Here is a 25,975-nt window from a genome sequence, read left to right as displayed (position 1 = left end):
CGATGGCCAAGCTATTTAAATATCAACCCGAGACAGAGTTCTACACCGACGAAGGCTGTTATATCACTGAGTTGAGTAACTCGGCCGACGATAAGGATTGTTCCATTGCGTTGGCTCGCGTTAAACCCGGAGTGACAACGGAAGTGCATCAGCTAATCGGCACCATCGAGCGTTACACTATTTTGGAAGGTGAAGGCCGGATCATGAGCGGCACACTCGCTGGCACCTTACTCTCGCAAAAAGACACCATTGTCATTCCCGCCGATGAGCCCCAGAGTATCGCCAATGAAAGCGATCAGGATTTGGTCTTTTTGTGCGTCTGTACTCCTAGGTTCAAACCCCAAAACTACCGATCCACTATCGACGAATAGCCTTTTAAACAATCGTAAGGTAAGTTACTTCTGAGCCGCTTTTTGCTGCTGCTTCCACAACTTCAACGCACGATCTAAATACCATTGCATGCGTCCTTGCTGATTGAACTTTGCAACAATGTTGGACAGCGCTTGCTTAATTTCCGGAGTGTTACAGCTCGACTTTTTAGAGATGGTTATATACAGGTTTTCACTGCTAACCTTAACCGGTAACGCTTCCAGATTAGTAATGCCCTGGCGCTCAATGTAAGCCAACCCTGGATTCTCTTCATAAATCAGGTAATCCACCCGTTTAAGGCTCAACATGCCCAGGCCTTGATTTAGTTGGCCCACCTCTTCAATGGATAAATACTGTTTTGCGTACTCATCGAATTTTTCGCCAAAGCTGTTATTGATCACAGTGATCCCCTGATAAGGAATCAGATCTTTCCATTCTTTATAAGCAAACGTCTTGTCTTTATTTACCCATACGGCTGTATTGGTTCCCTGAAATTCAGGGTAGATATAATCCATGTACTCGGCTCGCGGCGTTGTAAAGAATGCTCCGGTAATCATGTCGATATAACCTGCAGCTACTTCCGCTTGAACCCGCCCCCACGATCCCTCGTAATGAAGATCAATCTCAATCCCCAAGTACGCGGAGATATCTTCCATTAAAAAAGCGATAGCACCATTAAAGCGTTTCGGATGATCCGGCTCACGCCATAGATACGGAGGATACTCAGCGTTACCGCTAGCCTTGATTCGCTCACACGTCGGTTGAACTGACACATTGGCACTGCTTGCAGTCGACACCATCAGAAACATCGACGCCAAGCCCACTAAGCGCAGTTTATTCATTGCGTTTACTCGATTCGTTTCAGTACATATAACTTGCGTACTCATAACTATAGTAAAAAATCCAAATTCCAAAACGATTTAGATTACTTACCTTTATGTTCGCCGATGTTACAGCTTTCGGGACGACAGTGCTCGGGACGACAGTGCTCAGGACGACTGTGTTCGGTGTGATAGCACTCGATGCGACAGCACCACCTGCACATTGGCCAACACGATCAATGTCGCGCCCAACACCATCTGCCAAGTGATTTGTTCGCCCAGAAAAATCACACTCATAATCATCGCCTGAGGAATGTACAAATAATAAATCACCGCCGTAATATGACCTGGCATTTCAGTACTCACCTTGTTCCACAAGGTATGCGCCACGAGCGTACACATCAGCCCCAACACAATCAATCCCGACCAGTCTTGCGATGTCAGATCCCACTCAGTCATTGACCAAAGGCAAGAGAATCCCAAAAAACCGAAACCAAACTGCCCTAACGCCCGGTAGTTTGTGGATAGGTGTGCGATCTGTCGATTAATCGGCGGTAAACAAGCGTACAAGAAGCCACTCAAGACACCAGACAAAAAGCCATACACCTGAATTTCAGTACCAGTTTCAAACGGCGTTGCAATATACACCCCGGCAAAGGCCACACACACCGCCAGAAAATCGGCTCTGCGAATGGGTTCTTTAAAGAACAAACGGTTCACGAACAACAGATGAATGCCGAAAGTACAAACCGCAATGGCCGCTAACGAAGCGCCCGCCCGTTTGATGGAATAAAAATACAAATACCAATGAACGGTAAAAGTCAGCCCTAACACCGCCAACCAAAACCAATCGCGTCGACTGAGTTTATGAAACTGTCGTCCCAGCAGCATAATCAAGGCAATGCCCGCCGCTGCAATCGCCAAACGTACAAAACCAATGGTGGCTTCATTGGCGGAAATACCATAGATAAGCACAGGCACAAAGCCCATGGTGAAGATGGCTAACAGAGCCAAGGCTATTAAACGAAGATTGATCACGGGCGCACTACTGTTAAGGGTTGCTACTTTACAATGAGCGGCCAGCATAGCACCGATCTCTCATTCACTTAACAGGAGCCGTCTGATCTCGGCAAATAAAAAAACGCTCCGAGCCCTGGCTAAGGGACGGAGCTTAAATGGTGAGGAACTTCCCCTGTGATCGAAATCACCGGAAGAAGTATCACGAAGGAAGAGAAAATTTGTGTACTTTAATGTGTTCCAAACAGTTCCGAGAATCGTCTAACCGATTAGCTGAGATTCAGTAATCTCCATCATGCTCGCCTTGCCGGCCAACATCATGTCTTTATGTGCACGCGCTCTCGGTAAAATTCGCTCGAAATAGAAACGGGCATTTTTCACTTTGGCGTCAAGGAAATCACGATCAAAGGGTTCGCCGTTTGGATGACGTTTACCGTCGAGTATTTCTTGCGCCACATTGGCCATCTTTAACCAGAAGTACGCCAAGCTGACATAGCCGGAATACATCAAGAAGTCATAACTGGCAGCGCCCACTTCTTCAAAATCGCCAATGGCTTTGGAGCCGACTTGTTTCGCCAACTGTGGCCACTCTTTTGAATATCCAGACAAGGTATCGGCCAAATCACCTAACTGCTCGCTTGAGGTCTTCTTGCTCAATACGTGCATCAGCTTGGTAAAGCTCAACAGGCTCTTACCTTGATTGGCCAGTACTTTACGGCCCAACAAGTCCAGCGCCTGAATGCCTGTGGTGCCTTCATACAACGTCGATGCACGACCATCACGGAATAACTGCTCTGCGCCGGTTTCTTTAATGAAGCCATGACCACCGTACATTTGAATGGCCAGATCCGCCGAAGCCAAACCAGTGTCAGTTAAGAAGCCTTTGGCAATCGGTGTCAGTAAACCAAGCAGTTCGACGCGCTCTTTGTCCGCACCCGGCTGATGAGATTCATCCAACAGATCAGCACAGAATTGCGCCATCGCACGACCGCCTTCGGCCAACACTTTCTGCGTCAGCAACATACGACGAACGTCCGGGTGAACGATGATCGGGTCGGCTTCTTTTTCCGGTGCTTTCACTCCGCCCAAGCTACGCATCTGAGTTCGTTCAATCGCATACTGAAGGCTCTTCTGGAAGCTGCGCTCGCTCAAACCAATGCCTTGTAACGAGGCGCCCAAACGCATTTCGTTCATCATGGTGAACATGGCATTAATACCACGATTTGGTTTACCAATCAGGTAACCTTCGGCTCCTTCGAAGCTCATCGAACAGGTTGGGTTGGCGTGCATGCCCATTTTTTCTTCGATGCCAATACAATGCACTTCGTTCTTCTTGTTCCAGACTCCGGCTTTGTTTTTCAACTTGGCAGGCACCAAGAACAGCGATAAGCCTTTAATGCCTTTCGGTGCATCTTTCAAACGCGCCAATACCAGATGAACAATATTATCCGCCGCATCGTGTTGACCAGACGAAATGAAGATCTTATTGCCTTTGATGCTGTATACACCCTCAGACACTTCTTCGGCTGAGCTACGAATCAAGCCTAAGTCTGAACCGCAATGGGCTTCAGTCAGACACATGGTGCCTGTCCAAGTGCCGGTTAATAACTTTTCAAGGTAGGTGTCTTTCAGCTCATCAGAACCATGACCAATGATCGCGCGCGAAGCAGACATAGTCAGCGCCGGTGTCATACTGAACGAATGGTTAGCCGAGGTCAGAATTTCACCCACCAAGGTAGACAAACGCTCCGGCAGCCCTTGCCCACCGAATTCTTCCGGCATCGACAAGCCCATCCAGCCGCCTTCGGCGTAGGTCCGGAAGGCATCACGCAGCTTGGCCGGCAACGTCACTTTGCCATTGTCGAAGACACAGCCGTTGGTATCACCATCCTGATTGATCGGCACCAGTTCTTCTTCGGCGAAGCGCGCTGCTTGCTCCAGAATAAAGAACAAGTCTTCATTAGAAACATCACTGGAAGACTGGTCGTCCGACATTTCATTCAACAAAAACTGCATGTCCTTCAAAGGGACTCGATATTCTGGCAATTGCTCCGCCATGACTGGCTCCTCACTGTCGTTCGTAATTTTTCTTAGTGAGCGGATTATCAGGAACAACGAAAGAATCAGCCTTAACATTTGTTAAGCGACGGGATATTGAAAAGAAAGGAGGCTCTGAAAAGGAAAAAGGCCATGCTCAAAATATACCAAGCATGGCCGGGGGTAAAATGATGTTGTTAAAATGCCGTGATCATATGGTGATACAGCGGAATCCCGACAATGGCATTGAACGGGAAGGTAATCCCCAATGACATCAACATCGCCAAACCAATATCGGCTTTAGGGATAGCGGTCCGAATCGCGGCCGGCGCCGCAATGTAAGATGCACTGGCAGTTAGGGTTGCCAACACCACCACAGAACCTTCGGCCAAGCCCATCGCCATACCGGCACTTAACCCAAGTAAGGACAAACTCGGCGGAGCTAACAGCGCAAACAACAGCAGACGCCATTTCTTCCAAGGTACCGGCGACAAAGTCTCTGCTGCCGTTAAGCCCATTTCCAATAAGAACAAGGCCAACACCGCTTTAAAGGCACTGGTGAACAATTCGGTCACACCGGCACCTTGAATCGGGCCGTACATAAAGCCAATAATGACGCCGCCGGTCAGCAGCACAACACCTCGGTTGGTGAAGGTTTCACGCCACAGCTCACTCTGAACTACACCGGTATCCGGTTTGTCTTTGCTGAACTTTCGGTAGATGGTCAACGCCACCAAGATAGCAGGCAGTTCAAGCATCACCAGATAGAGTGTCACTTCCGGATCAATCGGTAGATTCAGTGTGTCCACATAGGCCAACGCCACCGCAAAGGTACCGGCACTGACCGAGCCGTAGTGTGCCGCCAAACTCGCGGCATTGGCACCATCGACCTTTGCCAGCTTGGTGAGTACCGGGATCACAATCAAGGGAATAATTGCGCCCAGCAACGCCACCATCAACAGTTCAAACACCAAAGCCCATTCAAGAGAATCATGGAGCGCCATGCCCCCTTTAAGGCCAATAGTTAACATCAATAACAGGCTCAGTGTTTCATAGGCCGCTTTGGGAATGCTCAAGTCAGACTTGAGCAGCCCAGCGACCAAACCGAGCACAAAGAACATGACTACAATATCAGGCATTACTTACGACTCCGGCGTGATTTCCACCAGAATTTCACCTGGCGTCACACGATCACCTTTCTTCACGTACACATTGGCAACGGTTCCTGCGATGCTGGCCTGAATCTCATTCTCCATCTTCATCGCTTCCGTCACCAAGATGCCCTGACCGGCTTTCACCTGATCGCCTTCGTTAACCAGAACATCCACCACGTTTCCAGGCATAGCCGCTGTAACGTGTCCCGGATCGGTGGCTTTACGACGCTTACTGCCGCCTTCGCTTTGATAGGAATTCAGCGGCTCGAACAAGGTTTCTTCAGGCATGCCATCCAAAGACAAATAAATCTTACGCTTACCACTGTCGGCTTCTCCGACCCCGGTAATCGCCACTTCATAGGTTTCGCCATGAACATCAATGCGGAACTCAGTCGGTGTACCGCCTTGAGCCTGTGGCACCTGACCCGAACCAATGGGCTGTAACACTTCGGGCTGAAGCGTACCGTCACGACGTTGTTCCAGGAATTCTTTACCTAAGTCCGGGAACATCGCATAGGTCAGCACGTCTTCCTCAGAAAGTGCCAGATCACCAATTTCTGCCTTGAGCTTAGTCATTTCAGGAGCCAAATGATCCGCCGGGCGACCTTCAATAATGCGTTCATTACCTATCGCACGCTTCTGTAACTCCGCATCAACCGCCGCTGGCGCCTGACCGTAACCGCCTTGTAAATAGCGTTTCACTTCATTAGTGATGGTTTTGTAACGATCGCCACTCAATACGTTATACACCGCCTGCGTCCCAACAATTTGAGAGGTTGGTGTCACTAACGGCGGATACCCTAAGTCTTTACGAACACGAGGGATTTCATCAAACACTTCACGAATGCGATCCAAGGCATGTTGCTCTTTCAATTGGTTCGCCAAGTTGGACATCATACCGCCCGGAACTTGGTTGATCTGTACCGAAACGTCTTCGTGGGTAAACTCACTCTCAAACTGGTGATACTTCTTGCGTACTTCACGGAAGTAATCCGCAATCTCACCCAGCAAGGTCAAATCCAAGCCAGTGTCGTATTGGGTACCTTTTAAGGCAGCCACTTGAGATTCCGTTGAAGGGTGACTGGTGCCATTGGCGAAAGAAGAAATGGCGGTATCGATTCGGTCTGCACCTGCCTCAATGGCTTTCAACTGACACAACCCGGCCAAACCAGCGGTTGAATGACTGTGCAGAACCACTGGTAAATCCAGCTCTGATTTCAGTGCTTTCACCAAATCGTATGTAGAATATGGCGTTAACAGACCCGCCATGTCTTTGATCACGATGGAGTCCGCGCCCATGTCTTTAAGTGTGTTCGCCTGTTTCACAAACGACTCAGGAGAATGCACCGGACTGGTGGTGTAGCACAGCGTGCCTTGGGCGTGTTTACCGGCTTTTTTCACCGCTTTCATCGCCGTTTCAAGGTTACGTACGTCATTCAGTGCATCGAACACACGGAACACATCCATGCCATTGTCGGCCGCTTTCTGAACGAAGGCTTCCACCACATCGTCCGCATAGTGACGGTAGCCCAGAAGGTTCTGGCCGCGTAACAACATCTGCAATCGTGTGTTCGGTAAGGCTTCACGCAGTTTACGTAAGCGCTCCCACGGGTCTTCCTTCAAGAAACGCACACACGCATCAAAAGTTGCGCCGCCCCAAGCTTCCAAAGACCAATAACCCACCTGATCCAGCTTTTCACAGATTGGCAACATATCTTCCGTACGCATACGCGTAGCGATCAAGGATTGATGGGCATCGCGTAGAATTACATCAGTAACTTCAATTTTTTTACTCGCAGTCATGAGAGTGTCCTTAAAATTTTGTCATTTCTAATTCTGTTGAATCCGTCGTTACTAACCACCGACAACCTATCGGTGTCTACCAGCCACCACCTACCAACCGGCATGTGCCGCTACTGCCGTGGCGATGGCTAACGCAATCTCACTAGGATGTGTTTTCTCTGAGTACTTCAACAACTCAGGATGTTCCGGTACGAAACTGGTATTGAACTCCGCACCCTGGAAATCCTCATGCCCGAGAATCTCTTTGTAATAGTTGGCAGTGGTTTTAATGCCGTGTAAACGCATGTCATCCAATGCACGTTGACCACGGGCGATCACTTCGTCCCAACGCAGTGCCCACACCACTAATTTCAAACACATGGAGTCGAAATACGGCGGAATGTCGTAGCCGGTGTAAATCGCGGTATCGACTCGAACCCCCGGACCACCCGGTGCATAGTAGTGACTGACCCGGCCAAAGCTGGGTAGGAAATCATTCTTGGGATCTTCCGCGTTGATTCGGAACTGCAACGCATAACCCCGGTATTGGATGTCTTCTTGTCGATAGCTCAATGGTAATCCCGACGCGATCTGGATTTGCTCACGAACAATATCAACACCGGTAATTTGCTCGGTAATGGTGTGCTCCACCTGAACCCGGGTGTTCATTTCCATGAAATACACCTGATTACCGGTCAGTAAAAACTCCACCGTACCAGCGTTTTCATAGCCCACCGCTTGCGCCGCTTTCACCGCCAACTCACCGATGTAATTGCGTTGTTCCGGGGTTAATTGCGGACTTGGCGCAATCTCAATCAGCTTTTGATTACGACGCTGAATGGAACAATCGCGTTCGTAGAGATGAATGACATTGCCGTGGGAATCCGCCAACACCTGCACTTCGATGTGTTTCGGATTGACAATGCATTTCTCCAAAAACACTTCGGCACTGCCAAAGGCTTTGGTAGCTTCACTGATCACACGCGGGTATTGAATCTTCAACTCTTCCGCCGAGTCACAACGACGAATACCTCGACCGCCACCACCGGAAGTCGCTTTCAGCATCACCGGATAGCCAATCTCTGCGGCTAATTTCAGCGCTTCCTCAAGATCTTTTAGGTTACCCTCTGACCCTGGCGTCACCGGAACCCCCGCTGCGCGCATGCTGTCTCGCGCCTGAGTCTTATCGCCCATCTTGTGGATAACGTCGGACTTGGGCCCGATAAAGGTGATGCCCTGCTCTTCACACAAGCGTGCAAACTCAGCATTCTCAGACAAAAAGCCGTAGCCAGGATGGATGGCATCACAGCCCAGTTGCTTGGCTGTACTCACGATTTTGTGAGGGTCTAAATACCCTGCGATGGGGTCATCCCCTAACGAGTGCGCTTCATCCGCCCGCTTTACATGCAGGGCGTATCGATCCGGTTCGGTATAAATCGCCACCGAGCGAATCCCCATTTCGGCACACGCCCGAATGATTCGCACCGCGATTTCACCTCGGTTAGCGATCAAGATTTTCTTCAACATGGTCTATTCCCTCTAAAGATTTCCCTCTAACCCCGCACACTCCAGAGAGTCATCGAATGGGCCATTAAGGGCATCAAGTCATTTTTTGCTAAGAATAGAGCCGATCTGCATAATGTAAAATTGATATTTATTTGATTAGCTATAAGCTATTACTTATATATAGATTTCCAGAGCAACAAGTACGTCAGGACGTTCACGATGCCACTTTCCGTACAAAAATTAGTCAACCGCCTGACGTTTCGACAACTGCAGGTGTTTTTAGGGGTTTATCAGGCCAAGAGTTATTCCAAGGCCGGGGAAGTACTGGGCCTCAGTCAACCGGCCGTCAGCAGTCAAATCCGACAACTGGAAACTGCCTTAGGCGTGCCGGTGTTCGAGTATGTCGGACGAAAACTTTACTGTACTGCCGCGGGAGAGAAACTCGCCGGCTCCATTCAGGTGATCTTTGATGAACTAAGGTTTTTGCAATCCAACTTAGCCGCAATGAAAGGCCAGGTGGCCGGTGATTTGAATCTGGTAGCAGTCAACACCGCGCAATATGTGGTGCCTTACCTGTTAAAAGATTTCCTATCTGATCACCCGGATTTGAACATCAAAGTCAGTGTAGTTAACCGCTTGGAAGCAATACGACGATTGAACAAAAATCAGGATCATTTGGTGATCATGGGTATGGTGCCGGAAGAAAAGCCGCTCGCATCCCTCCCCTTTATGGACAATGAGTTTCTGCCCGTAGCCCATGTTAATCACCCAATTCATCAAGCAACGAATCCGAGTATTCAGGATTTCATCAATGTCGGACTGCTCTCAAGAGAAGTGGGCTCGGGCAGTCGTTTGGCCTTTGAGCTGTACTGCCACGAAAACCGCATTCGTTATACACCGATCATGGAATTAGGCTCCAACGATGCGGTAAAACACGGTGTCTTAGCTGAGCTTGGTGTCGCCGTGTTACCCAAGCTGGGGATATTGCCAGAACTTAAACTGGGGTTACTAAAAGAAGTGGAGATTCCAGGCTTCTCGCTAAAACGTTCCTGGTGTGTGGTTTACCCCAAAGCCAAACACCCGACACCCGCCATGTCAGCCTTGCTGGAATACATTCACAATAACCTCGACAGTTTCGCCCAACACCCCATGCATTTACACACCTAAAGGACCTAAACGTAAACAGACCGAAATGACTTTAGACACTGGTTTGATGTCGATTTTGAAGAAGAATTCGACGTCCACGCTTTCGACATCGGACGCGCATTCTTTTACAGTAAGGCCCATCAACTGATACGCCAAAATTACTTCGTACATCAACATAGTTCATACACCAATAACAATAAGAAGCGAATAACCCGTGAAGAAGTCGAACCTCATCTGGTACAGCATTGCTGCCAATGTCCTACTGGGCATACTCGTTCTTTTTGCCTTGTTTAATCCACTGTTTTTCCTGAACTTCAATCTCAAACTCAATAAACCGGTGAACATCTCTCTCGATCAAGAGATCCCGATTAAAACCAACATCCGTCAGGATCTACTCATCGACGTTCCTCAAGGGTTAACAGGCGATGTCATGTTGAACAACAACATTGATGTTGCCCTCAACGATACCCTGCAAGTGCCATTGGATTTTGAGCTGGATGTATCACTCAATACCACGCTTAACTTTGAAACCACCACCGATTTGGACCTTGAATTACCCATCGACATACCGGTCAGTGAAAAGCAATTAAGCTTTAACCAACTGACCGTTGCATTGACCGATGGCGTCATGATCGACGATGAAATCGAAGTCAATACCATGCTGCCTGTGGACACCGAAGTCACCACCGTCGCAGGCGTGACCTTACCGATTCAGGCCAATATCCCCATCAATGTACGTGTACCGATCAAACAACGTATCCAAGTCGCCGATGACATTCGCGCTGACATCAGCCATCTCGACGCCCGCTTACAAAGCTCGGTGCCCGTCAAAGCCAGTATCCCCATCAAAGGGACAGTGGATGTTAATGGCTCGGTCACCGTTCCGATAAAACGGGTTGTCGATGTACCGCTCAACCAGACGATGAGCCTACCGATCACCTCTAAGGTGCCGGTCAGTATCAATCTGAATGAAGGCATTCCGGTGCAGCTGGATTTCGATTTAGACAGCAGCGTGCAGCTCGAAGAAACCATCCCAGTCTCGATTAACGGAGACTTTTCCATTCACGCCGATGACGTAGGCGTCGAGATATTCCAACGTTAATGCGCACATGAAAAAACGCCGAGCTTTAACAAATGTTAAGGATCAAAACGGTTTCTGCGAAGATACTTGCTCACCATCAGGTATGAGCATTCGTTCATTTTCTGGAGAAAAGCTTGATAATTCTTTAGCAAATGAATCCCAGAAAAAGCACGCTTCATACGGATCTCGCAAAGACGAGACAAACAACAGACTAGAAGAAAGCCGCAGTTACCAAGAAAGGCTTGTGAAGGAGAAAAGTTATGACCAATCAACACTTCCCAAAATTGATGGAGCCACTCGATTTAGGTTTCACGACACTTAGAAACCGTGTCTTGATGGGCTCTATGCACACCGGCCTTGAAGAACACAAAGACGGCATCAACCGTATGGCGGCGTTCTTCGCGGAACGTGCGCGTGGTGGTGTTGGCATGATCGTAACCGGTGGTTTCGGCCCGAACGCCGAAGGCGCAACGCACCCACACACCAATCTGATCAAGAGCGATGAAGATGCCCTGAAGCACAAGCCAATTACCGATGCGGTGCACGCTGAAGGCAGTAAGATCTGTATGCAGATTCTTCATACCGGTCGTTACGCGTTTAACCCAAATTCGGTGGCTCCTTCTGCGATTCAGGCTCCTATCAACCCATTCAAACCAAAAGAGCTGGATAAAGACGGCATTGATCAGCAAATCCAAGACATCGTTCAAATGGCTAAATACGCGCAAGTAGGCGGCTACGACGGTGTAGAAATCATGGGTTCTGAAGGTTACTTCATTAACCAGTTCTTGGCACAACGTACCAACCAACGTGACGACGAATTCGGCGGTGAATACCAGAACCGTATGAAAGTAGCGATCGACACCGTTCGTCGTACCCGTGAAGCAGTTGGTGAAGAGTTCATCATCATCTATCGTCTGTCGATGCTGGATCTGGTTGAAGGCGGCAGCACGTACGAAGAAGTGGTTGAGCTAGGTAAAGAGATCGAAAAAGCCGGTGCAACCATCATTAACACAGGTATTGGCTGGCACGAAGCGCGTATTCCGACCATCGCCACCAAAGTACCGCGTGCAGCCTTTACTTGGGTAACTGCGAAATTCCGTAACGAATTGAGCATTCCAGTGATCACCTCTAACCGTATCAACACGCCGGAAGTGGCTGAAGAAGTGTTGGAACGTGGTGACGCTGACATGGTATCGATGGCGCGTCCGTTCCTGGCGGATCCGTTCTTCGTTCAGAAAGCAGAAGAAGGTCGCAGCGACGAAATCAACACCTGTATCGGTTGTAACCAAGCGTGTTTGGATCACGTATTCAGCGGCAAGATGACCAGCTGTCTGGTGAACCCTCGTGCCTGTCACGAAACAGAAATCGTCATCGAACCGGCAAAAGAAATCAAAAACATCGCGGTTGTTGGTGCAGGCCCTGCAGGTCTTGGTTTCGCAACCACTGCAGCCTCTCGTGGCCATAAGGTAACGGTATTTGATGCCTCTGCTGAAATCGGCGGTCAGTTCAATGTGGCTAAGCAAATCCCAGGTAAAGAAGAATTCTACGAGACCATTCGTTACTTCGGTAAGCAAGTCGAGCTGACGGGCGTTGAACTGAAACTGAACACGCGCGTAACAGCCGAAGACCTAAACAATGGCGACTTCGATGAAGTTGTCATCGCGACCGGTATTTCTCCTCGTACTCCGGAGATCGAAGGCATTGATCACCCGAAAGTGATGAACTACCTGGATGTATTAAGAGACAAGAAACCAGTTGGTAAGAAAGTCGCCGTGATTGGCGCCGGCGGTATTGGTTTCGACGTGTCTGAATACCTGACCCACGAAGGCGAAGCCACCAGCCAGAACATTGAGGCCTTCATGAAGGAATGGGGTGTGGACATGACGCTAAAAGCACGTGGTGGTATCGAAGGCGTTGAGCCAGAAGTTCATGCTTCACCACGCGAAGTCTTCCTACTTCAACGCAAGAAATCCAAAGTGGGCGCCAAACTAGGCAAAACCACAGGCTGGATTCACCGTACGGGTCTGAAGAACAAAGGCGTTCAAATGGTACCGGGTTGTTCTTATGTGAAGATCGACGATCAAGGCCTACACGTAGAAGTGGGCGATCAGAAGCAAGTGCTTGAAGTGGACAACATCATCGTCTGTGCCGGTCAGGAGCCACTACGTGAGCTGGTTGAAGGCTTGGACAAGCCACATCACCTAATTGGTGGTGCAGACGTAGCCGCTGAACTGGATGCGAAACGCGCCATCGATCAGGGCACTCGTTTAGCGGCTGAGATCTAATCTACAGCTAAACACCCTGCCAAACTGTGCAGCAGAAAGCCCCATCACCGACAGGTGATGGGGCTTTTTTAATTTAAATCCGACCACACTGCTTATTCGCGCCAATATTTCTCTTAGGCGACACTCTTTAAAATCTATACGTACCATGCCTTGAAGTAGTGCGTCATTTCTATAACTATTACTCCTCTGAAAATAACTAAAAGAACAATAGATTGGATAGCCTTATGACCTTCAACGGATTGAAACTCGTGTTTATCTCTTCCAGCATCCTACTGACCGCTTGCGGTGGTGGCGGAGGCGGGGGCGGCAGCTCGGATAACAACACCGGCGGATCAACCACACCGCAAACTCAAACCGGCGTACTGTTTGATGCGCCTATCGCTAATATGTCGTATACCATCGACGGCGTGACCAAGACGACCAACGCACAAGGCGAGTTCCAGTACCACTCGGGCGATAACATTATCTTCAGCCTTGGAAACTTTAACTTTTCTTCAACGTCTTCTAAGCCATTAATCAGCATCATCGACCTGTTATCGAACCCGAGCGTTGATCAGGAAGTGGTGAATCTGGCGCGTTTTATACAGACCATTGATACCAACGCTGATAAAAACGCTATCCAAATCCCGGATTTAACCGGCCTTGATCTTTCAGGCCTCGATCTCAACCAATCCATTTCAGACTTTGAAGACGACCCGTTACTTCAAACCCTCCTGAATAATCTTGGTGAAACCGACTTGATTGATACTCAAGAAGCAGTGGATCATCTTTATGCCCAAGCAGCATCGTTAGAATTTAATCTACCTGATTTATCCGACGAGTTAGATGGCGACGGCGACGGTCAAATTGACCAAGAAACAACGCCTCCACCACCAGAGCCAGAACAAGACAGCGATGGTGATGGCGTCAACGACGACCAAGATGCTTTTCCGAATGACCCCAACGAAACCACGGATACCGACAACGACAACATCGGCAATAACACAGACACCGATGATGACGGCGATGGTGTTCCAGATACCTCCGATCCATTCCCATTGGATGGTAATGAAACGCTAGACACCGACGGCGATGGCATCGGCAACAATGCCGATAACGACGATGATGGCGACGGCGTTAACGACAACAACGATGACTTTCCATTGGACGAAACTGAATCCGTCGATACCGACAACGACGGCACCGGCGATGTCGCAGACTCGGACGACGACGGTGATAACGTCAATGACAATGTTGATAACTGCCCATTAACGGCTAACCCAAATCAAGAAAATGCCGATGGCGACGATTTTGGCGATGCCTGCGACTTTGATTCAGACAACGATGGCGTTGATGATCAACTAGACAACTGCCCGAACATAGCTAATCCCAACCAAGAAGATACCGACAACAACGGCCAAGGCGATGTATGTGATAACGATGCCGATAACGATGGCGTTGCCAACGAACTCGACGTCGATTTGGATGGCGATGGACTGATTGAGATTTCAACCCTGGAGCAGCTGGACTGGGTGCGCAATGACCTCACAGGTAGCGCTCGTCATAACGGCACAACCGCTTCCACCACGGGCTGCACAAACTGTAATGGCTACGAATTATCGAATGATCTCAATTTCGATACCAATGGCGATGGCGTACTGAATGCCAATGATCAGTATTTTGACCCGGATGGCGACAGTTCCAATAAAGGCTGGCTGCCGATTGGAGATGAAACTACCCCCTTCCTTGCCGAGTTCGAAGGAAACGGCTTCACCATTAATAACCTCTACATCAACCGATCTGGCAATGTTGGGTTATTCGGTGTGGTTGGCAATGATGCCCAAGCATCCACTATAGCAATCAGTAACCTCAATATATCCGGAGACCTTACCTCTGTTTCTGCTGCATCCGGCAATGCCGGTTTACTGATCGGCCAAGCATACAGAGTATCTTTGGATACTTGTTCAGTTTCTGGCGATATTATCTCACTTAGCGGTAACGCAGGTGGCCTGATTGGTGAAGGAAACACCTCCGTCTCCATATCCAAAGCAAGCGTAACCGCTGACATCACCGCAAGCGGGTCAAGCGGTGGATTGGTGGGTAAAGGCGAAAGCCTGACCATCCTACGTACAGATTTTAATGGTGTAATTAACAACTCCGCCTCAAATAGCGGAGGGGTAGTTGGGCACCTTAACAATAATGCGCTCATCGCCTACATAGACATCACCGCCACCATTAACAGTGACAACGGAGTCGCCGGTGGCGTCATTGGCTTATCAGAAAACGAAGATGGGAATACCACCTTTATATCCTCAGTGTTGATTAATACTGAGCTATCAGGCGGAAATCAACTAGGTGGCATCATTGGCAGTAGCAACGGACACTCGTTGATTAATCTGGCCGCCTCAAGTGGCACCATTGTGTCTGCAAACACTGGCAGTCAACTAGGCGGCTTGGTGGGTTATTCAGATAATCTACTGATCCACGGCAGTTCTTCCGATATCAATATCACTGGCGATACCAAAGTGGGTGGGCTGGTAGGGTATTCCCTTGGTGACCTATACATCGCAGCCTCTTATGCAACAGGAGCACTGCAAGCTACTCAATCCATCGGCGGGCTTGTAGGACATATTGCAGATTCTGGAAACGCTGAAGACGGTGAGACACTCATAAAGAGCTATTCCACTGCACAGGTTACTGGCAATCAAAACCTTGGTGGTTTAATCGGTCTGGATGAGTCTGCAACCACAGTGAGTGCCAGCTATTGGGCGACCGACGCGTCTGGTCTAGCACAAGCGGTAGGGACAGGAAATGGAACCAATCAGGTCAATAGCTTTGGGGCACTTGAAGAAGAACTGGCCTGCCCAACGTCTGCTGATTCTACAGGCTGTGTTGCTTCTAACCCAAGCGCAACACTGTATTCTGAGTGGGATGCCATCGACCATGATAATGATGAAGAGACTCAAATTATCTCAACTTGGAGTTTTGGCAATGACTCTGAGCTTCCAAGCATAGAGGTTGTATTTCCCACCAACTAATCACAACCAACTAATCACAACCAACTAATCACAACCAACTAATCACAACCCCTCTGTTTGGATAGTCACTCCCAACAGAAAAGCTCCATCACCGACAGGTGATGGAGCTTTTTTAGTTCAACCAAACGGCCTGTTACAAGCACTGACTAATTTTTTGTTTTTCAGCATAGAGTCTGGCGGTAATCATGATGCTTCTCATCTGCTCATTCAGTGCTACCTGCTCAGAGCGACGACTGTACTTTCTTGAGTTGACCTGACGGACTAAGCCCTCCCAAGAGGAAAGATTTGACTGCGCTACCTGAAGAGCCACGGCACAGCCAGACGTCCCTTGCAGCTTGACCTTATGTTGCTCCAATTTATCAGCAGTCTCCGTATCCAATGAGGCGATTGCCAAACTGTAAGCCGTCAGCCCGGCTTCATTGATGTGGTTCAATGCCTTACTTTTGGTGAGCAACAGATTTGCAGCTTCGCTTGCACCGTATTCAATAGCAATCATCAGTGGTGTATTGCCCGTGCGGGTTAATTGATCGACGGTTTCAGGGGCTGTTTCAATCAGTTTCTTTATCTCATCCACCCGATTCAGAGAGGCCAAGTAATGGATGTCTTGCCACTGATTAATAGTCGAGTAAAAGACGAAGGCGTGTCGATATTTTTGCTTAAAGATTAAGCGCTGCACCGCATTCATTAAGTCTGCGCGTTTCTTCTCTGATAAGGATTGAATGTTGTTATAACCTCCATCCAGCCCTGCCAGATAGCCCGTCACCCAAGGTTCTGGGGCTTTGAAAGACCAGGTGAGCAGTTGATCTATCTTCCAACGATAAGCCAAACCTCGGTCTTCGATTAAGTGCCTAACGGCGTTTAAGCCACCTCCCCTCACAGCGGCTTCCAGAACCAACTCTAACGGTGTCGAATCCTTATTAACAAAGTCCCTAAAGGAGGCTTCTTCTTGCTTCGTCCAACTCTGCTTGAACATAATTTGTGATATTTCAAAGTCTTTCACTAGCTGCTGTTGAATCAACGACAGCAGCCGTGCATCCACAATATCTTCGGGGTAGTTATAGTAAATCGAGCTTTTAGAGTTAACGCTGGCTCCCAAGTTATAGAGCGTTTTGGAGACTTCGTACATGTCATTGGCAACAGCCAAATCAATCAGCTTATATTCAAAGCGTTTAGCATAGGCATCCTGAGAGGGATCATGCGCATTCATCTTGGGGTGATAATAGTAACGAATGAAACGCTCCGGATCGGAAACCTTATTCCATACTTGGGCTGCCGCTGTCACCGGAAAAAATTCTGGTTGGTATTTCAGAAATCTAGGTAGAATTTCGTCATTAAAATTATGATGCTTCCGAACCACCGGTCGCATAGAACGATCCACTTGTTCACGAAATTGGTCATTATCGCGAAAGTCATAAAACGCTTGATTGATGTCCAAGCCATGCTTTAAGAACACTTGTATCGCCTGTTCATCACCATCACGGATAAAATGCTCTATTTCATAGCCATTGCCATTTTGTCCCCAATAACTCACTTCACCACTGAACTGAGGATGCCCGAAGAAACAAGCATTCAGTGTTTCATCGTTTGCCTCTAACACATCTTTTATCAGGTAATAATCGGCTCTGAAATCGGTTTCATATCGAGAGTGAATCGCCTCGCACGCCAGCGGGTAGTCCTTCCTCTTCACAACCCGCTCGATGGTATCCATCGTGACTTCCCTGAACCTGCTGTTCGGGCGCTCTTTCATGTACTTGAGCGCAAAATCGTCGTTCATCAAGTACGCGCGGTCATAACTAAAATACCAGTGGTACAATTTCCAGCTTCCGGCATATAAAACAAACGCCAGAAACAACAACCCTATGATTCGTAATACCCACTTCCAAAGTGGTGTTTTCTTTGTCTGTACAGCATCCATGCTCAACTTATTTTCCTTGTGTTAGGGAACCTCTGAATAAGTCCCTCTCTGCTCAGGCCTATAAGAGAAATATCTATTTGAGGCGCGGTTTTAAAGGCATAACGGGTTACGTCAAGAAGCCGCAACAAAAAAGAGAGATTTCTCTTAAGGCCCCGAAGGGCGGGGCTTAAAAAACGTTATAACATCGTTGAACTTCTTGAAAAGGTCTAGACATTCTCTACGAAGCTCGCCTTGTTCTGACGTTTTCGGGCTGACAAGGCTTCCAGCGCCCGCTGAGCTAGAGCGGACTTGTTCAGAGGTTCCCGAGATCTACTGGTTTTTATTAAGGCTGTTTTATACCCTAATTCGAGAGAAAAACCTTTTAACTTAATCACTTAACGTATGGAAAACATTGCTTGTAACTTATCCAGGCAACCATTCCAGCCTTTAAGATGGTTATCCTTATGCTCTTCCTCAGCAAGCCCTTGATGAATCAAAGTGACCAATGTTTTGTCGTTCTCCAACTCAGCAAATAGAACCGTAACCTCAGAAGTGGTTTCACCATGATCCCATTTCCAGCTAAACCTTAATTTTTCATCTTCAATAATTTCAAGATAGCGACCACGCACCGTACAGGTCTCGCCGGTTGGCTCTTGCATGATGATGGTAAATTCACCGTCCAACCGGAAATCCAGCACGGCATCTGGCACCGTCATATCACCAGGAGCAAACCAACGCACAATCAAATCCGGTTCTGTAAATGCGTCAAAAGCGAACAAAGGTTTGGTATCTAATTTTCGTTCCAAATTAAGAGAATGCATAAGCTCATCCAATCAAAAGAATCACTTAAGTGTAGCCAGTTTCCGTTTTGTCTTTTTGCTGGAAATCAAAATAAGCACACATCTAACCGATTAGCAGACCATTCCGCCTGATAGATGACCAAGCACGCTCTGTATAAACACTGATCATCCAGTTATGCTCTAACTAAAGTTGATCCGCAGGGAGGCGAGTATGGGAGCCATCGCTTTTTTATTGGTAGGAATATTCTTTGTATTTCTAGGACGGACGTTTTGGAAAAAGCATCATGAATTTCTGGAAAAGAGTATTGAAATACCAGGAACGGTTAAAGAACTGGTGCTTAAAACAGATCGAAGCCGCAATAGTGGAAGTTACTCCTATTACGCACCGATTGTTGAGTATTATCAAGACAAGAAGACCTATCGTTTCACAGCAGAAGTAGATGCCCAGCAGCATTATTTAAAGATAGGTGATTCCACTAGCGTATACATTGACCCCACTACACCCAAAGTGGCCAAATTAGTCAGTTCCAACGGTGAACGCCTGTTAATGCTCAGAATAATGATGGGATTGGGAGGCGCGGGGATCATATTAGGCATCTATCTACTGACCAAAAACGGATTCCCCGTTCAACAACTTATGTCGCCTATTAGTTGGTTATTTGCTGGCGGCATCGTCATGCTCTGTTATAAGTTTGTTCCTATGATGGGCACCATTCTCAACGGCCCGATCTACTATGAAAACGCCGAAGAAATTACATCTGGGGACATAACCCAAGAACAACAAAAAGATAAGGATGATGCATGACCATCGTAGTAAGCGTAATGATTTTTGCGATCTTAATGATCGTGATTACTAAAGCTCCTGTAGCCCTTGCCATGGCAAAACTAGAAAAGGGCTATAACAACCGTTACCCAAGAGAGCAGCAAAAACAACTGACCGGATTTGGCCAACGTGCCCTAGCCGCCCACCTGAATCACTTTGAATCTCTGCCTGTGTTTATCGGTTCTCTGGTTATAGCCCTTATCGGTTCAGCCGACATCAACAATATAGAAATCCTCGCACTAACCTATGCAGGCGCTCGCCTCGTCTACACCCTGTGTTACTGGGCGGATGTTCATTTTTTGCGCAGCCTTAGCTGGGCTGTCGGCTTCGGTGCATGTTTAGGACTGCTGGTTATTGCGTTGCCGTAACCAAGACAGCGTATCACTCAATAACCAGCTGCAATTCAGCCATCATGTACCCTGTATTACTGTGCAAGTTAATCAGGGTACGGCCATTGCCCACTACTTCATACCCTCGGTCTAAAGCCGTTAAGTAAAGCTGATGCCAAGCCAACATAAGCTCGGTTTGGTTGCCTTTAAATTGTGCAACAAGGCAGTGGGCTTCTGGTTTGAGTTCGGATTTGAATTCATCCTTGGCTTCACCTTCGCGCTTCACCCACCAACCCAGTTGAATCACAGTATCTTCTTTAAGAATCGAGTCCACCGTGGCGCCTTCGACAACCAACGAAAATGCACCATCAATTTCTGTGGACGTTTGGAAGGCAATGGTCTGTGCCATACGTTTGGCTAAGGCTTCGGTGGTCGGTTGGTCTTTGGCTTGTTGAATGCTGTATTCACCGTAATACCAGTGACGGGCTGGAATATCTTTGAGCTCAATGGAATCCAGGTCCAAACCGGTATTGAGAGTCGTTGATGCCAGGCTATGAGCAATCGGTAGTAGCACCAATATAAATGTCGCGAAAATAGATCCTAGACGTTTCATGATTACTCTCTCCCATCCGAACATTCTGAGCTACTTGGGTTTTGTTTGCAGCGAATACGCTTAAACAGTTTCAATGCTTTACGGTCATACACGCCATCTCGCATTAAGGCTAAGCGCACTTCTTTGAGCATCATGTTGTATGAATTGCGATTCTCTTCCTCCGGCTCAATCCAGTAGCTTTTGTTAATTCGGTTCTGGGCCGTAGCTACAATGTCAAAGGCCATGTCGAATCTTGGCACTGCAAGCTCTCTGGCCTTTTGACCAAAACTCGGTGGGAAGCGATCGGGATGAATCAACATCTGGAAGTTCATCTGCGCGATGGGGTAATTAAAAATACCGCCGTTGTCTCGTACCCCTTTTTCCATTTCTAACGGCTCAAAAGCCACCAAAGGAGCATAAGCAATATCCGCAGTGCCGTTATTGAATAATCCAGCAAAGGTGGCGGAGCTGGCATGAACCACTGAGCCGCCCACATAGCGCACCATCGCCAAAGACGCCGCGTCATTTTCCAGAGTAGCAACTCGTTGACCTTGCATCTTGGTGACATGATCTATGTTGCGATCTCGGGTCAAAAGATAGATAGCCCCTGCCGGGAAAATCCCCGCCACTTCAATGCCATTTTCAACCATCAGCGGGTAAGCCTTCGGCTGCATCAAGGTTTGCAGCACCATCTTCATACCATCCAAAGTGGGAATCGCACCCATGGCTTCGATGGACCCCGTAAACTTGTTGAAGTTTCGCGCGCGAGTGCCGGTTAATAACACTGCGTCGCATTGCTTCGCTCGGAAATCTGACTCAGCCACGCCTTCATCGGTATAGGCCGTCATCTTAAGCTCAATGCCCCAGTCCAATGCCAATACCTTGGCTTCTTTCATTAAGTTGAACAAAGGGCCTTTATGTCCAACCGGATCAAACACACAAAACAATCTGGAAATAGGGTCGGCAGAAACAAAGGAAGAAGCACTTAGCACACAAGTCAGTACCAGGGTTTTCAATAGTAACCATCTCATAGGCTGCATCCTTATATTTATTATTTCCAAAAGAGCTTAACAATAGGGCTCATCGTCAAAGTTAGGAATACACGACCACCGGTGTGAATTGTCGACTACTTAACATTTCTCACGGCAATCTGTCGCAGAGAAACAGCTGACGGCTACACAAAACATTGTTCAAAGGCGCCAAGGTTCATAGAGTTTTAAAACTGGACAATAAGTGACCAGGCCAATAAAAATAACAATTATCAGGGACACACCATGACTCAACGATTTAGAGATAGATCCAATCATAGAAAAGGAAAATACAGTACACTTGGGCTAGCCATTGCTCTGGCTTCTGGTTACTCCTCAGCCTCTATTCTTACTCCCTTACCCGGTGAATTTCCTCATCAGGAAGAGCTCTGCTCCACCGACTACGCTCGGGAACAAGCACGTGCAGATTCAGCGGCTCAAGCGTTTCCACAACCCGTAATTGATGTGATCAACGTGCATGATGAGGTCGCCTGGACTCGCCTCGGCGGTCAGCAACTGAGTCTGACTCCAGGAGATGTGGTTACGCTTTCTGGCAGCGGCTTCGGACAAGGCACTGACATCGACTTCAGCAAGATCATGCTCGGCAACACCCGTATTCTCGAAACCGACTTGCGGATGTTCGACCAGAAGTTATCCACAGCCGATCAGGTAAACTACGAAACCGAAGAACAAGTGGACAGCTGGCCGAAGAATATTCTGAGTTGGCAACCCCATGAAATTCAGTTTCGCGTTCCCGACCATGCCAGTACCGGCCCTTTGATCGTGCAGGTTCAAAAACGGATTGGATCGAATGAATCTCTCATTAACCCTGGCGAGCCGCATAATGTCATTGATGCACAAACCTCTCGCATCATCAGCGACACCTTTCAACATCAATGTGATGTTGTCTCCGGTCTGAGCGCAGCCAAAGCCAGCGATCCGATTCCTGTGACTGTGGATAACCCCGATTTTGACCAGCTTGTTCAGAAAGGCAGAGAGATCTTTTGGTCTTATGATTACAACATTGGGGTCGCCCACTGGGTTCGTAATCTCGACTGGCCAGCGATTTTCAGTTACCGCGCCTTTGACCCCATTGCAGGTGGCTATGCCGATCCCAGAAAACTGTTCGGCGCCTATAAAACCGTCGAAGGCCAAGTCCCCGACGAAGCCATCCAGGATGTCTATTTCGATGCCTACCCCATGCCAACACCCATCCCCGGTTTCCTAACTCTGGCGCCAGCAAAGTTTGAAGGCAACACCAAAGACACCGGCTGGGTCGGTTATCGCTATGCGGAAGGTAACGCACCCTACACAGGCCCAGGAGAATTCATTGGTTTTAACTGTGCCTCCTGCCATGGCTACCAGATTTCCTATCAAGATACCTCTGGTGAAGAAGTCACTAGAGTCTTCCCTGGCCTTCCAAACCCGGAATGGTCGATGAAATGGACGGTGCTTCAAACCTTGTTTAAGAAATTCAAAGGCATCTATGAGAAGGAACCAGGACCTGTTTGGGCTGAAGGCGATGAACGCGTCGCTAAAGACATGTTGCTTTACCACATGCCATCCGGAGCCGGTGAGCACAATATGGTACGCATCAAGGGCGAAGGCAGTCATACCGACAACGACTATCAATTCTCTCCAATTGCCATTCCTAATGTCACCAACTACATGGGCGTTCGTCGTTCGCTTTCGCACACTGAGTCATACGTTGGCTTTGAGGGTTCTTACATTCACTCTGAAGAGCCGGACGGTGCACAAGGCGCGATGAGAAAAGCACCGCTGGAACAACTGACGGCCTATATGACGCAACTGGATCAAGACGATGACCTATTAAGAGACATCGGTATGTATCGTTGGTTGAACCAGAAAGGGCTGTTAGCAGAGCAAACCGGCACCGAAATGCGTACCGAAACTTACACGGAAATGGTGCCGCAACCGAAGAAAAGGAACTGGTTAGGTATCTGGGTGGATCAACCGGACCTGGAAGTCACCAAAACCCGTGAAGTGCCAGTATTGCAGGAAGGTGAGTTCTTAGACGCTGGTTGGCAGTCTTACCCAAGTGTTGTCGCCGCTGTTGAGCGGGGGAAATCTACCTTTGACCGAGATTGCGGCAGCTGCCACAACGACGGTATCGGTTTGAACTCCAACGAGAAGATGGTTCGTTTGGATCAAGTGGGTCGTTTCTTCGCTCCAACCATCTATCAAAAAGAAACCGAATCCATTCGCGCGACCTTCCTACGCGACATGTATTGGGTGCAAAATCGCGGACTTTTGTCAGACGGTCACGTGCGAAATATGACCGACTTGGTTGATCCAGCCCGATGTGATGACACGTCTGAACTTTATCAGCAATACTACACTCTGCATGCACCAGTTCGTCCAGAGCCCGGTTCGGTAGACCAACCCATGACCCACCCTGACCTCAACCGCCGTGGCGATGTCTTCCGAGTACCAAAATCGGATTACTTAACCAAACTGGACAGAGGCTACAAGCGCAACCTATTCATTGAACGCCACAAATACTTCAGCACTGTGGAATGGGATGAGGATCACTACTACTGGGATTATCAGAAGATGCGCGCCGAGTATGGTCCAGATGAAATGGGCACACCGGAGCCGATTGGTATGCCAGCGGCACCACACCCGTGGTGTGCTGATAACTCAGAAGAAGTGAGCGATTTGGTTCAATACATTATGACGCTCTAATTACCCTGTCATCTTCAAAATTAGAGTAAACAAAACGAATAAGGCAGGCTTGAAAGCCTGCCTTATTTACGGGCATAAATATCGCCCTACTTCACTTCCGCCTTCTTCCGCAAGCGGGACAGAGACACAGGAGTTATCCCCAAAAAAGACGCAATATGATACTGCGGAAGGCGTTCCAGCAACTCAGGGTATTCTTTACAGAACCAACGATAGCGCTGTTCGGCATTGCCGAGCAGTAGTCGCGCTTCATGGCGGGCATTCTTCACAAACACCCGTTGCAGCATCTTAATTTCCAGGCGTAGCCATTGTGGGTGCTGATCACCGTATTCGGAGAGCTGGTTATAATCCGCCAACATTAACTTAGAGGGTTCCAGCGCCTGAATGTAGTACTGACAAGGCTCATCACTGATGATGGCACTGATCGGAGCAATCACTTCATTGGCTTGATAGAAATGCTGATTCACTTCATTACCGGCGTCATCGATGTAATAGACGCGCAATAAACCTTCGAGAATAAAGCAGAATTCATTACAGACATCACCAGCCTGAATCCAATGTTCTTGAGGCTTCATCTCGCGATATACAAACTTGGTGCCCAACTCAGACCAATCAGCCGCACCTGTCCCCAGTTCGCGTTCAAAGGCCGCGAACAACTTCTGATATTCTGGATTGGATTTAGAGCTTGCCATAAGCTTCCTTAAATCAACAACTTATAATGCCAAGTTAGATTAAACAGCTAAGAGTTTCACGTGAATCATTGAATTCATTTTACTCCTTAAAAGCGCACCTGACACTTTAAACCTGAGGGTATTTTATTTCTCGGGTTGGGTAAGGTTAACTGAATTCGAAAGGTACCACTGGCGGGATCAACCACAGGGTCAACGGTTTTTACACTGGCCTGGTATTCGCCCTTGAAAGGGCCAGATTCTAAACCAACCTTCGCTTTCTGTTTCTTCTGTACTTTTCCGAGGTATGAGACCGGCGCAATCACTTCAGCGTGCAGCGGATTGATGCTAACAATGGTCATTATCGGATCGGCAGAAACAAACTCCCCTTCTTCTTTTAGCGTTTCAATCACCAAGCCGGAAATCGGGCTGTAGATGGTTTTCATTGCTAACCGCACTTTGGCTTCTTGCAGTTCCAATTGGGCGATCTGAGCATCGGTGGCAATTTCATCCTTCTCATGGTCGGAAATTAAATCCTGAAGTTTGTCGTTGCGTTCAACGGTACGGGAACCAAACTCGGCTCTGGCCTTAGCCAAATTCACCGTAGCGGCTTCCAATTCGGATCGTAACGTCAGCACCGGCGCGCCTTTCTTGATGTAACTGCCACGTTCCACCATGACTTCATCCACCACGCCCTCGACTGGACTGGACACGTCGATGTTCTTATTTGGTTCCAGAATGCAATCCAACGCCTCTTCTGTAAGAGACAATGTTTCTGCTTGAGCCGTCGACAGCCCGATCACATTCATCGAGACGGTCAGCACAACTGTCATCCACCATGCTTGGCGCTTAAAACCTTTCATTCTTTGTTTATTGTTGTTATCCATTTAATGCTATTAACCACTCATCACTATTAACCGAAC

Annotated in this window: 21 protein-coding genes; 8 read left to right on the top strand and 13 right to left on the bottom strand. The window is 48.2% G+C overall.

What is annotated here, in order from left to right; all coding sequences use genetic code 11:
* The first annotated feature begins 2 nt into the window (after nt 1-2).
* The gene (locus ACFOEK_RS17275) at nt 3-371 is read left to right on the top strand and encodes a cupin domain-containing protein (protein WP_386722720.1); all 369 of its coding nucleotides are present in this window, start codon (nt 3-5) and stop codon (nt 369-371) included.
* A gap of 24 nt (nt 372-395) precedes the next feature.
* On the opposite strand, the gene ACFOEK_RS17270 is transcribed toward ACFOEK_RS17275, so the two are convergent.
* The 6 genes from ACFOEK_RS17270 to ACFOEK_RS17245 all read right to left on the bottom strand — a co-directional run bounded on the left by ACFOEK_RS17270 (nt 396) and on the right by ACFOEK_RS17245 (nt 8,707).
* Nucleotides 396-1,211: a substrate-binding periplasmic protein gene (locus ACFOEK_RS17270; RefSeq protein ID WP_386722719.1), complete on the bottom strand. Its 816-nt coding sequence runs from the start codon at nt 1,209-1,211 to the stop codon at nt 396-398.
* A 147-nt stretch (nt 1,212-1,358) separates the two neighbouring features.
* Complete coding sequence (locus ACFOEK_RS17265) at nt 1,359-2,276, bottom strand: DMT family transporter (protein ID WP_386722718.1); 918 nt, start codon at nt 2,274-2,276, stop codon at nt 1,359-1,361.
* Nucleotides 2,277-2,468: 192 nt separating this feature from the next.
* Complete coding sequence (locus ACFOEK_RS17260) at nt 2,469-4,253, bottom strand: acyl-CoA dehydrogenase C-terminal domain-containing protein (protein ID WP_386723077.1); 1,785 nt, start codon at nt 4,251-4,253, stop codon at nt 2,469-2,471.
* A 188-nt stretch (nt 4,254-4,441) separates the two neighbouring features.
* On the bottom strand, nt 4,442-5,383 hold the full coding sequence (locus tag ACFOEK_RS17255; protein WP_386722717.1) for a sodium-dependent bicarbonate transport family permease: 942 nt from the start codon (nt 5,381-5,383) through the stop codon (nt 4,442-4,444).
* 3 nt (nt 5,384-5,386) lie between these two features.
* On the bottom strand, nt 5,387-7,201 hold the full coding sequence (oadA, locus tag ACFOEK_RS17250) for a sodium-extruding oxaloacetate decarboxylase subunit alpha (protein ID WP_386722716.1): 1,815 nt from the start codon (nt 7,199-7,201) through the stop codon (nt 5,387-5,389).
* A 90-nt stretch (nt 7,202-7,291) separates the two neighbouring features.
* Nucleotides 7,292-8,707, bottom strand: a complete 1,416-nt coding sequence (locus ACFOEK_RS17245; RefSeq protein WP_386722715.1) for an acetyl-CoA carboxylase biotin carboxylase subunit — start codon at nt 8,705-8,707, stop codon at nt 7,292-7,294.
* Between the two features lie 198 nt (nt 8,708-8,905).
* Here ACFOEK_RS17245 and ACFOEK_RS17240 point away from each other — a divergent pair, with 198 nt between their 5' ends.
* Nucleotides 8,906-9,853: a LysR family transcriptional regulator gene (locus ACFOEK_RS17240; protein ID WP_386722714.1), complete on the top strand. Its 948-nt coding sequence runs from the start codon at nt 8,906-8,908 to the stop codon at nt 9,851-9,853.
* Here the strand turns inward: ACFOEK_RS17240 and ACFOEK_RS17235 are convergent.
* Entirely contained in the window at nt 9,842-10,003 is a 162-nt protein-coding gene (locus ACFOEK_RS17235; RefSeq protein ID WP_386722713.1) for a hypothetical protein, read from the bottom strand. The genes ACFOEK_RS17240 and ACFOEK_RS17235 overlap by 12 nt on opposite strands.
* A 43-nt stretch (nt 10,004-10,046) precedes the next feature.
* Between ACFOEK_RS17235 and ACFOEK_RS17230 the strand changes: the two genes are divergently transcribed.
* The 3 genes from ACFOEK_RS17230 to ACFOEK_RS17220 all read left to right on the top strand — a co-directional run bounded on the left by ACFOEK_RS17230 (nt 10,047) and on the right by ACFOEK_RS17220 (nt 16,215).
* Entirely contained in the window at nt 10,047-10,934 is an 888-nt protein-coding gene (locus tag ACFOEK_RS17230; RefSeq protein WP_386722712.1) for a hypothetical protein, read from the top strand.
* A 239-nt stretch (nt 10,935-11,173) separates the two neighbouring features.
* Complete coding sequence (locus ACFOEK_RS17225; protein ID WP_386722711.1) at nt 11,174-13,198, top strand: oxidoreductase; 2,025 nt, start codon at nt 11,174-11,176, stop codon at nt 13,196-13,198.
* 224 nt (nt 13,199-13,422) lie between these two features.
* Complete coding sequence (locus ACFOEK_RS17220) at nt 13,423-16,215, top strand: thrombospondin type 3 repeat-containing protein (RefSeq protein ID WP_386722710.1); 2,793 nt, start codon at nt 13,423-13,425, stop codon at nt 16,213-16,215.
* Between the two features lie 133 nt (nt 16,216-16,348).
* On the opposite strand, the gene ACFOEK_RS17215 is transcribed toward ACFOEK_RS17220, so the two are convergent.
* Nucleotides 16,349-18,130 carry an ankyrin repeat domain-containing protein gene (locus ACFOEK_RS17215; protein ID WP_386722709.1) on the bottom strand — a complete coding sequence of 594 codons (1,782 nt, stop codon included), beginning with the start codon at nt 18,128-18,130 and terminating at the stop codon, nt 16,349-16,351.
* A gap of 374 nt (nt 18,131-18,504) precedes the next feature.
* Nucleotides 18,505-18,930, bottom strand: a complete 426-nt coding sequence (locus tag ACFOEK_RS17210) for an SRPBCC family protein (protein ID WP_386722708.1) — start codon at nt 18,928-18,930, stop codon at nt 18,505-18,507.
* A gap of 190 nt (nt 18,931-19,120) precedes the next feature.
* On the opposite strand from ACFOEK_RS17210, the gene ACFOEK_RS17205 reads away from it, so the two are divergent.
* Nucleotides 19,121-19,714 carry a DUF3592 domain-containing protein gene (locus ACFOEK_RS17205; RefSeq protein ID WP_386722707.1) on the top strand — a complete coding sequence of 198 codons (594 nt, stop codon included), beginning with the start codon at nt 19,121-19,123 and terminating at the stop codon, nt 19,712-19,714.
* The gene (locus ACFOEK_RS17200; protein WP_386722706.1) at nt 19,711-20,100 is read left to right on the top strand and encodes an MAPEG family protein; all 390 of its coding nucleotides are present in this window, start codon (nt 19,711-19,713) and stop codon (nt 20,098-20,100) included. Before ACFOEK_RS17205 ends, ACFOEK_RS17200 begins: the two co-directional genes overlap by 4 nt.
* Before the next feature lie 13 nt (nt 20,101-20,113).
* Here the strand turns inward: ACFOEK_RS17200 and ACFOEK_RS17195 are convergent, their stop codons facing one another.
* Both ACFOEK_RS17195 and ACFOEK_RS17190 read right to left on the bottom strand, forming a co-directional pair.
* Nucleotides 20,114-20,674 (bottom strand): hypothetical protein, encoded by a 561-nt coding sequence (locus ACFOEK_RS17195; protein ID WP_386722705.1) that lies wholly within the window; start codon nt 20,672-20,674, stop codon nt 20,114-20,116.
* A 2-nt stretch (nt 20,675-20,676) separates the two neighbouring features.
* Nucleotides 20,677-21,684 (bottom strand): putative solute-binding protein, encoded by a 1,008-nt coding sequence (locus ACFOEK_RS17190; protein ID WP_386722704.1) that lies wholly within the window; start codon nt 21,682-21,684, stop codon nt 20,677-20,679.
* 243 nt (nt 21,685-21,927) lie between these two features.
* Between ACFOEK_RS17190 and ACFOEK_RS17185 the strand changes: the two genes are divergently transcribed.
* Nucleotides 21,928-24,387 carry a hypothetical protein gene (locus ACFOEK_RS17185; RefSeq protein ID WP_386722703.1) on the top strand — a complete coding sequence of 820 codons (2,460 nt, stop codon included), beginning with the start codon at nt 21,928-21,930 and terminating at the stop codon, nt 24,385-24,387.
* A gap of 86 nt (nt 24,388-24,473) precedes the next feature.
* Here the strand turns inward: ACFOEK_RS17185 and ACFOEK_RS17180 are convergent, their stop codons facing one another.
* Entirely contained in the window at nt 24,474-25,076 is a 603-nt protein-coding gene (locus tag ACFOEK_RS17180) for a Crp/Fnr family transcriptional regulator (RefSeq protein ID WP_386722702.1), read from the bottom strand.
* Nucleotides 25,077-25,162: 86 nt separating this feature from the next.
* Nucleotides 25,163-25,939: an efflux RND transporter periplasmic adaptor subunit gene (locus tag ACFOEK_RS17175; RefSeq protein WP_386722701.1), complete on the bottom strand. Its 777-nt coding sequence runs from the start codon at nt 25,937-25,939 to the stop codon at nt 25,163-25,165.
* Between the last annotated feature and the right edge of the window lie 36 nt (nt 25,940-25,975).

Origin of the sequence: Litoribrevibacter euphylliae, assembly GCF_042646085.1 — a bacterium.
Classification (GTDB): Bacteria; Pseudomonadota; Gammaproteobacteria; order Pseudomonadales; family Litoribrevibacteraceae; genus Litoribrevibacter; species Litoribrevibacter euphylliae.
The sequence above is the reverse complement of the archived record's forward strand: the minus strand, read 5'-3'. Positions and strand labels throughout refer to the sequence as shown.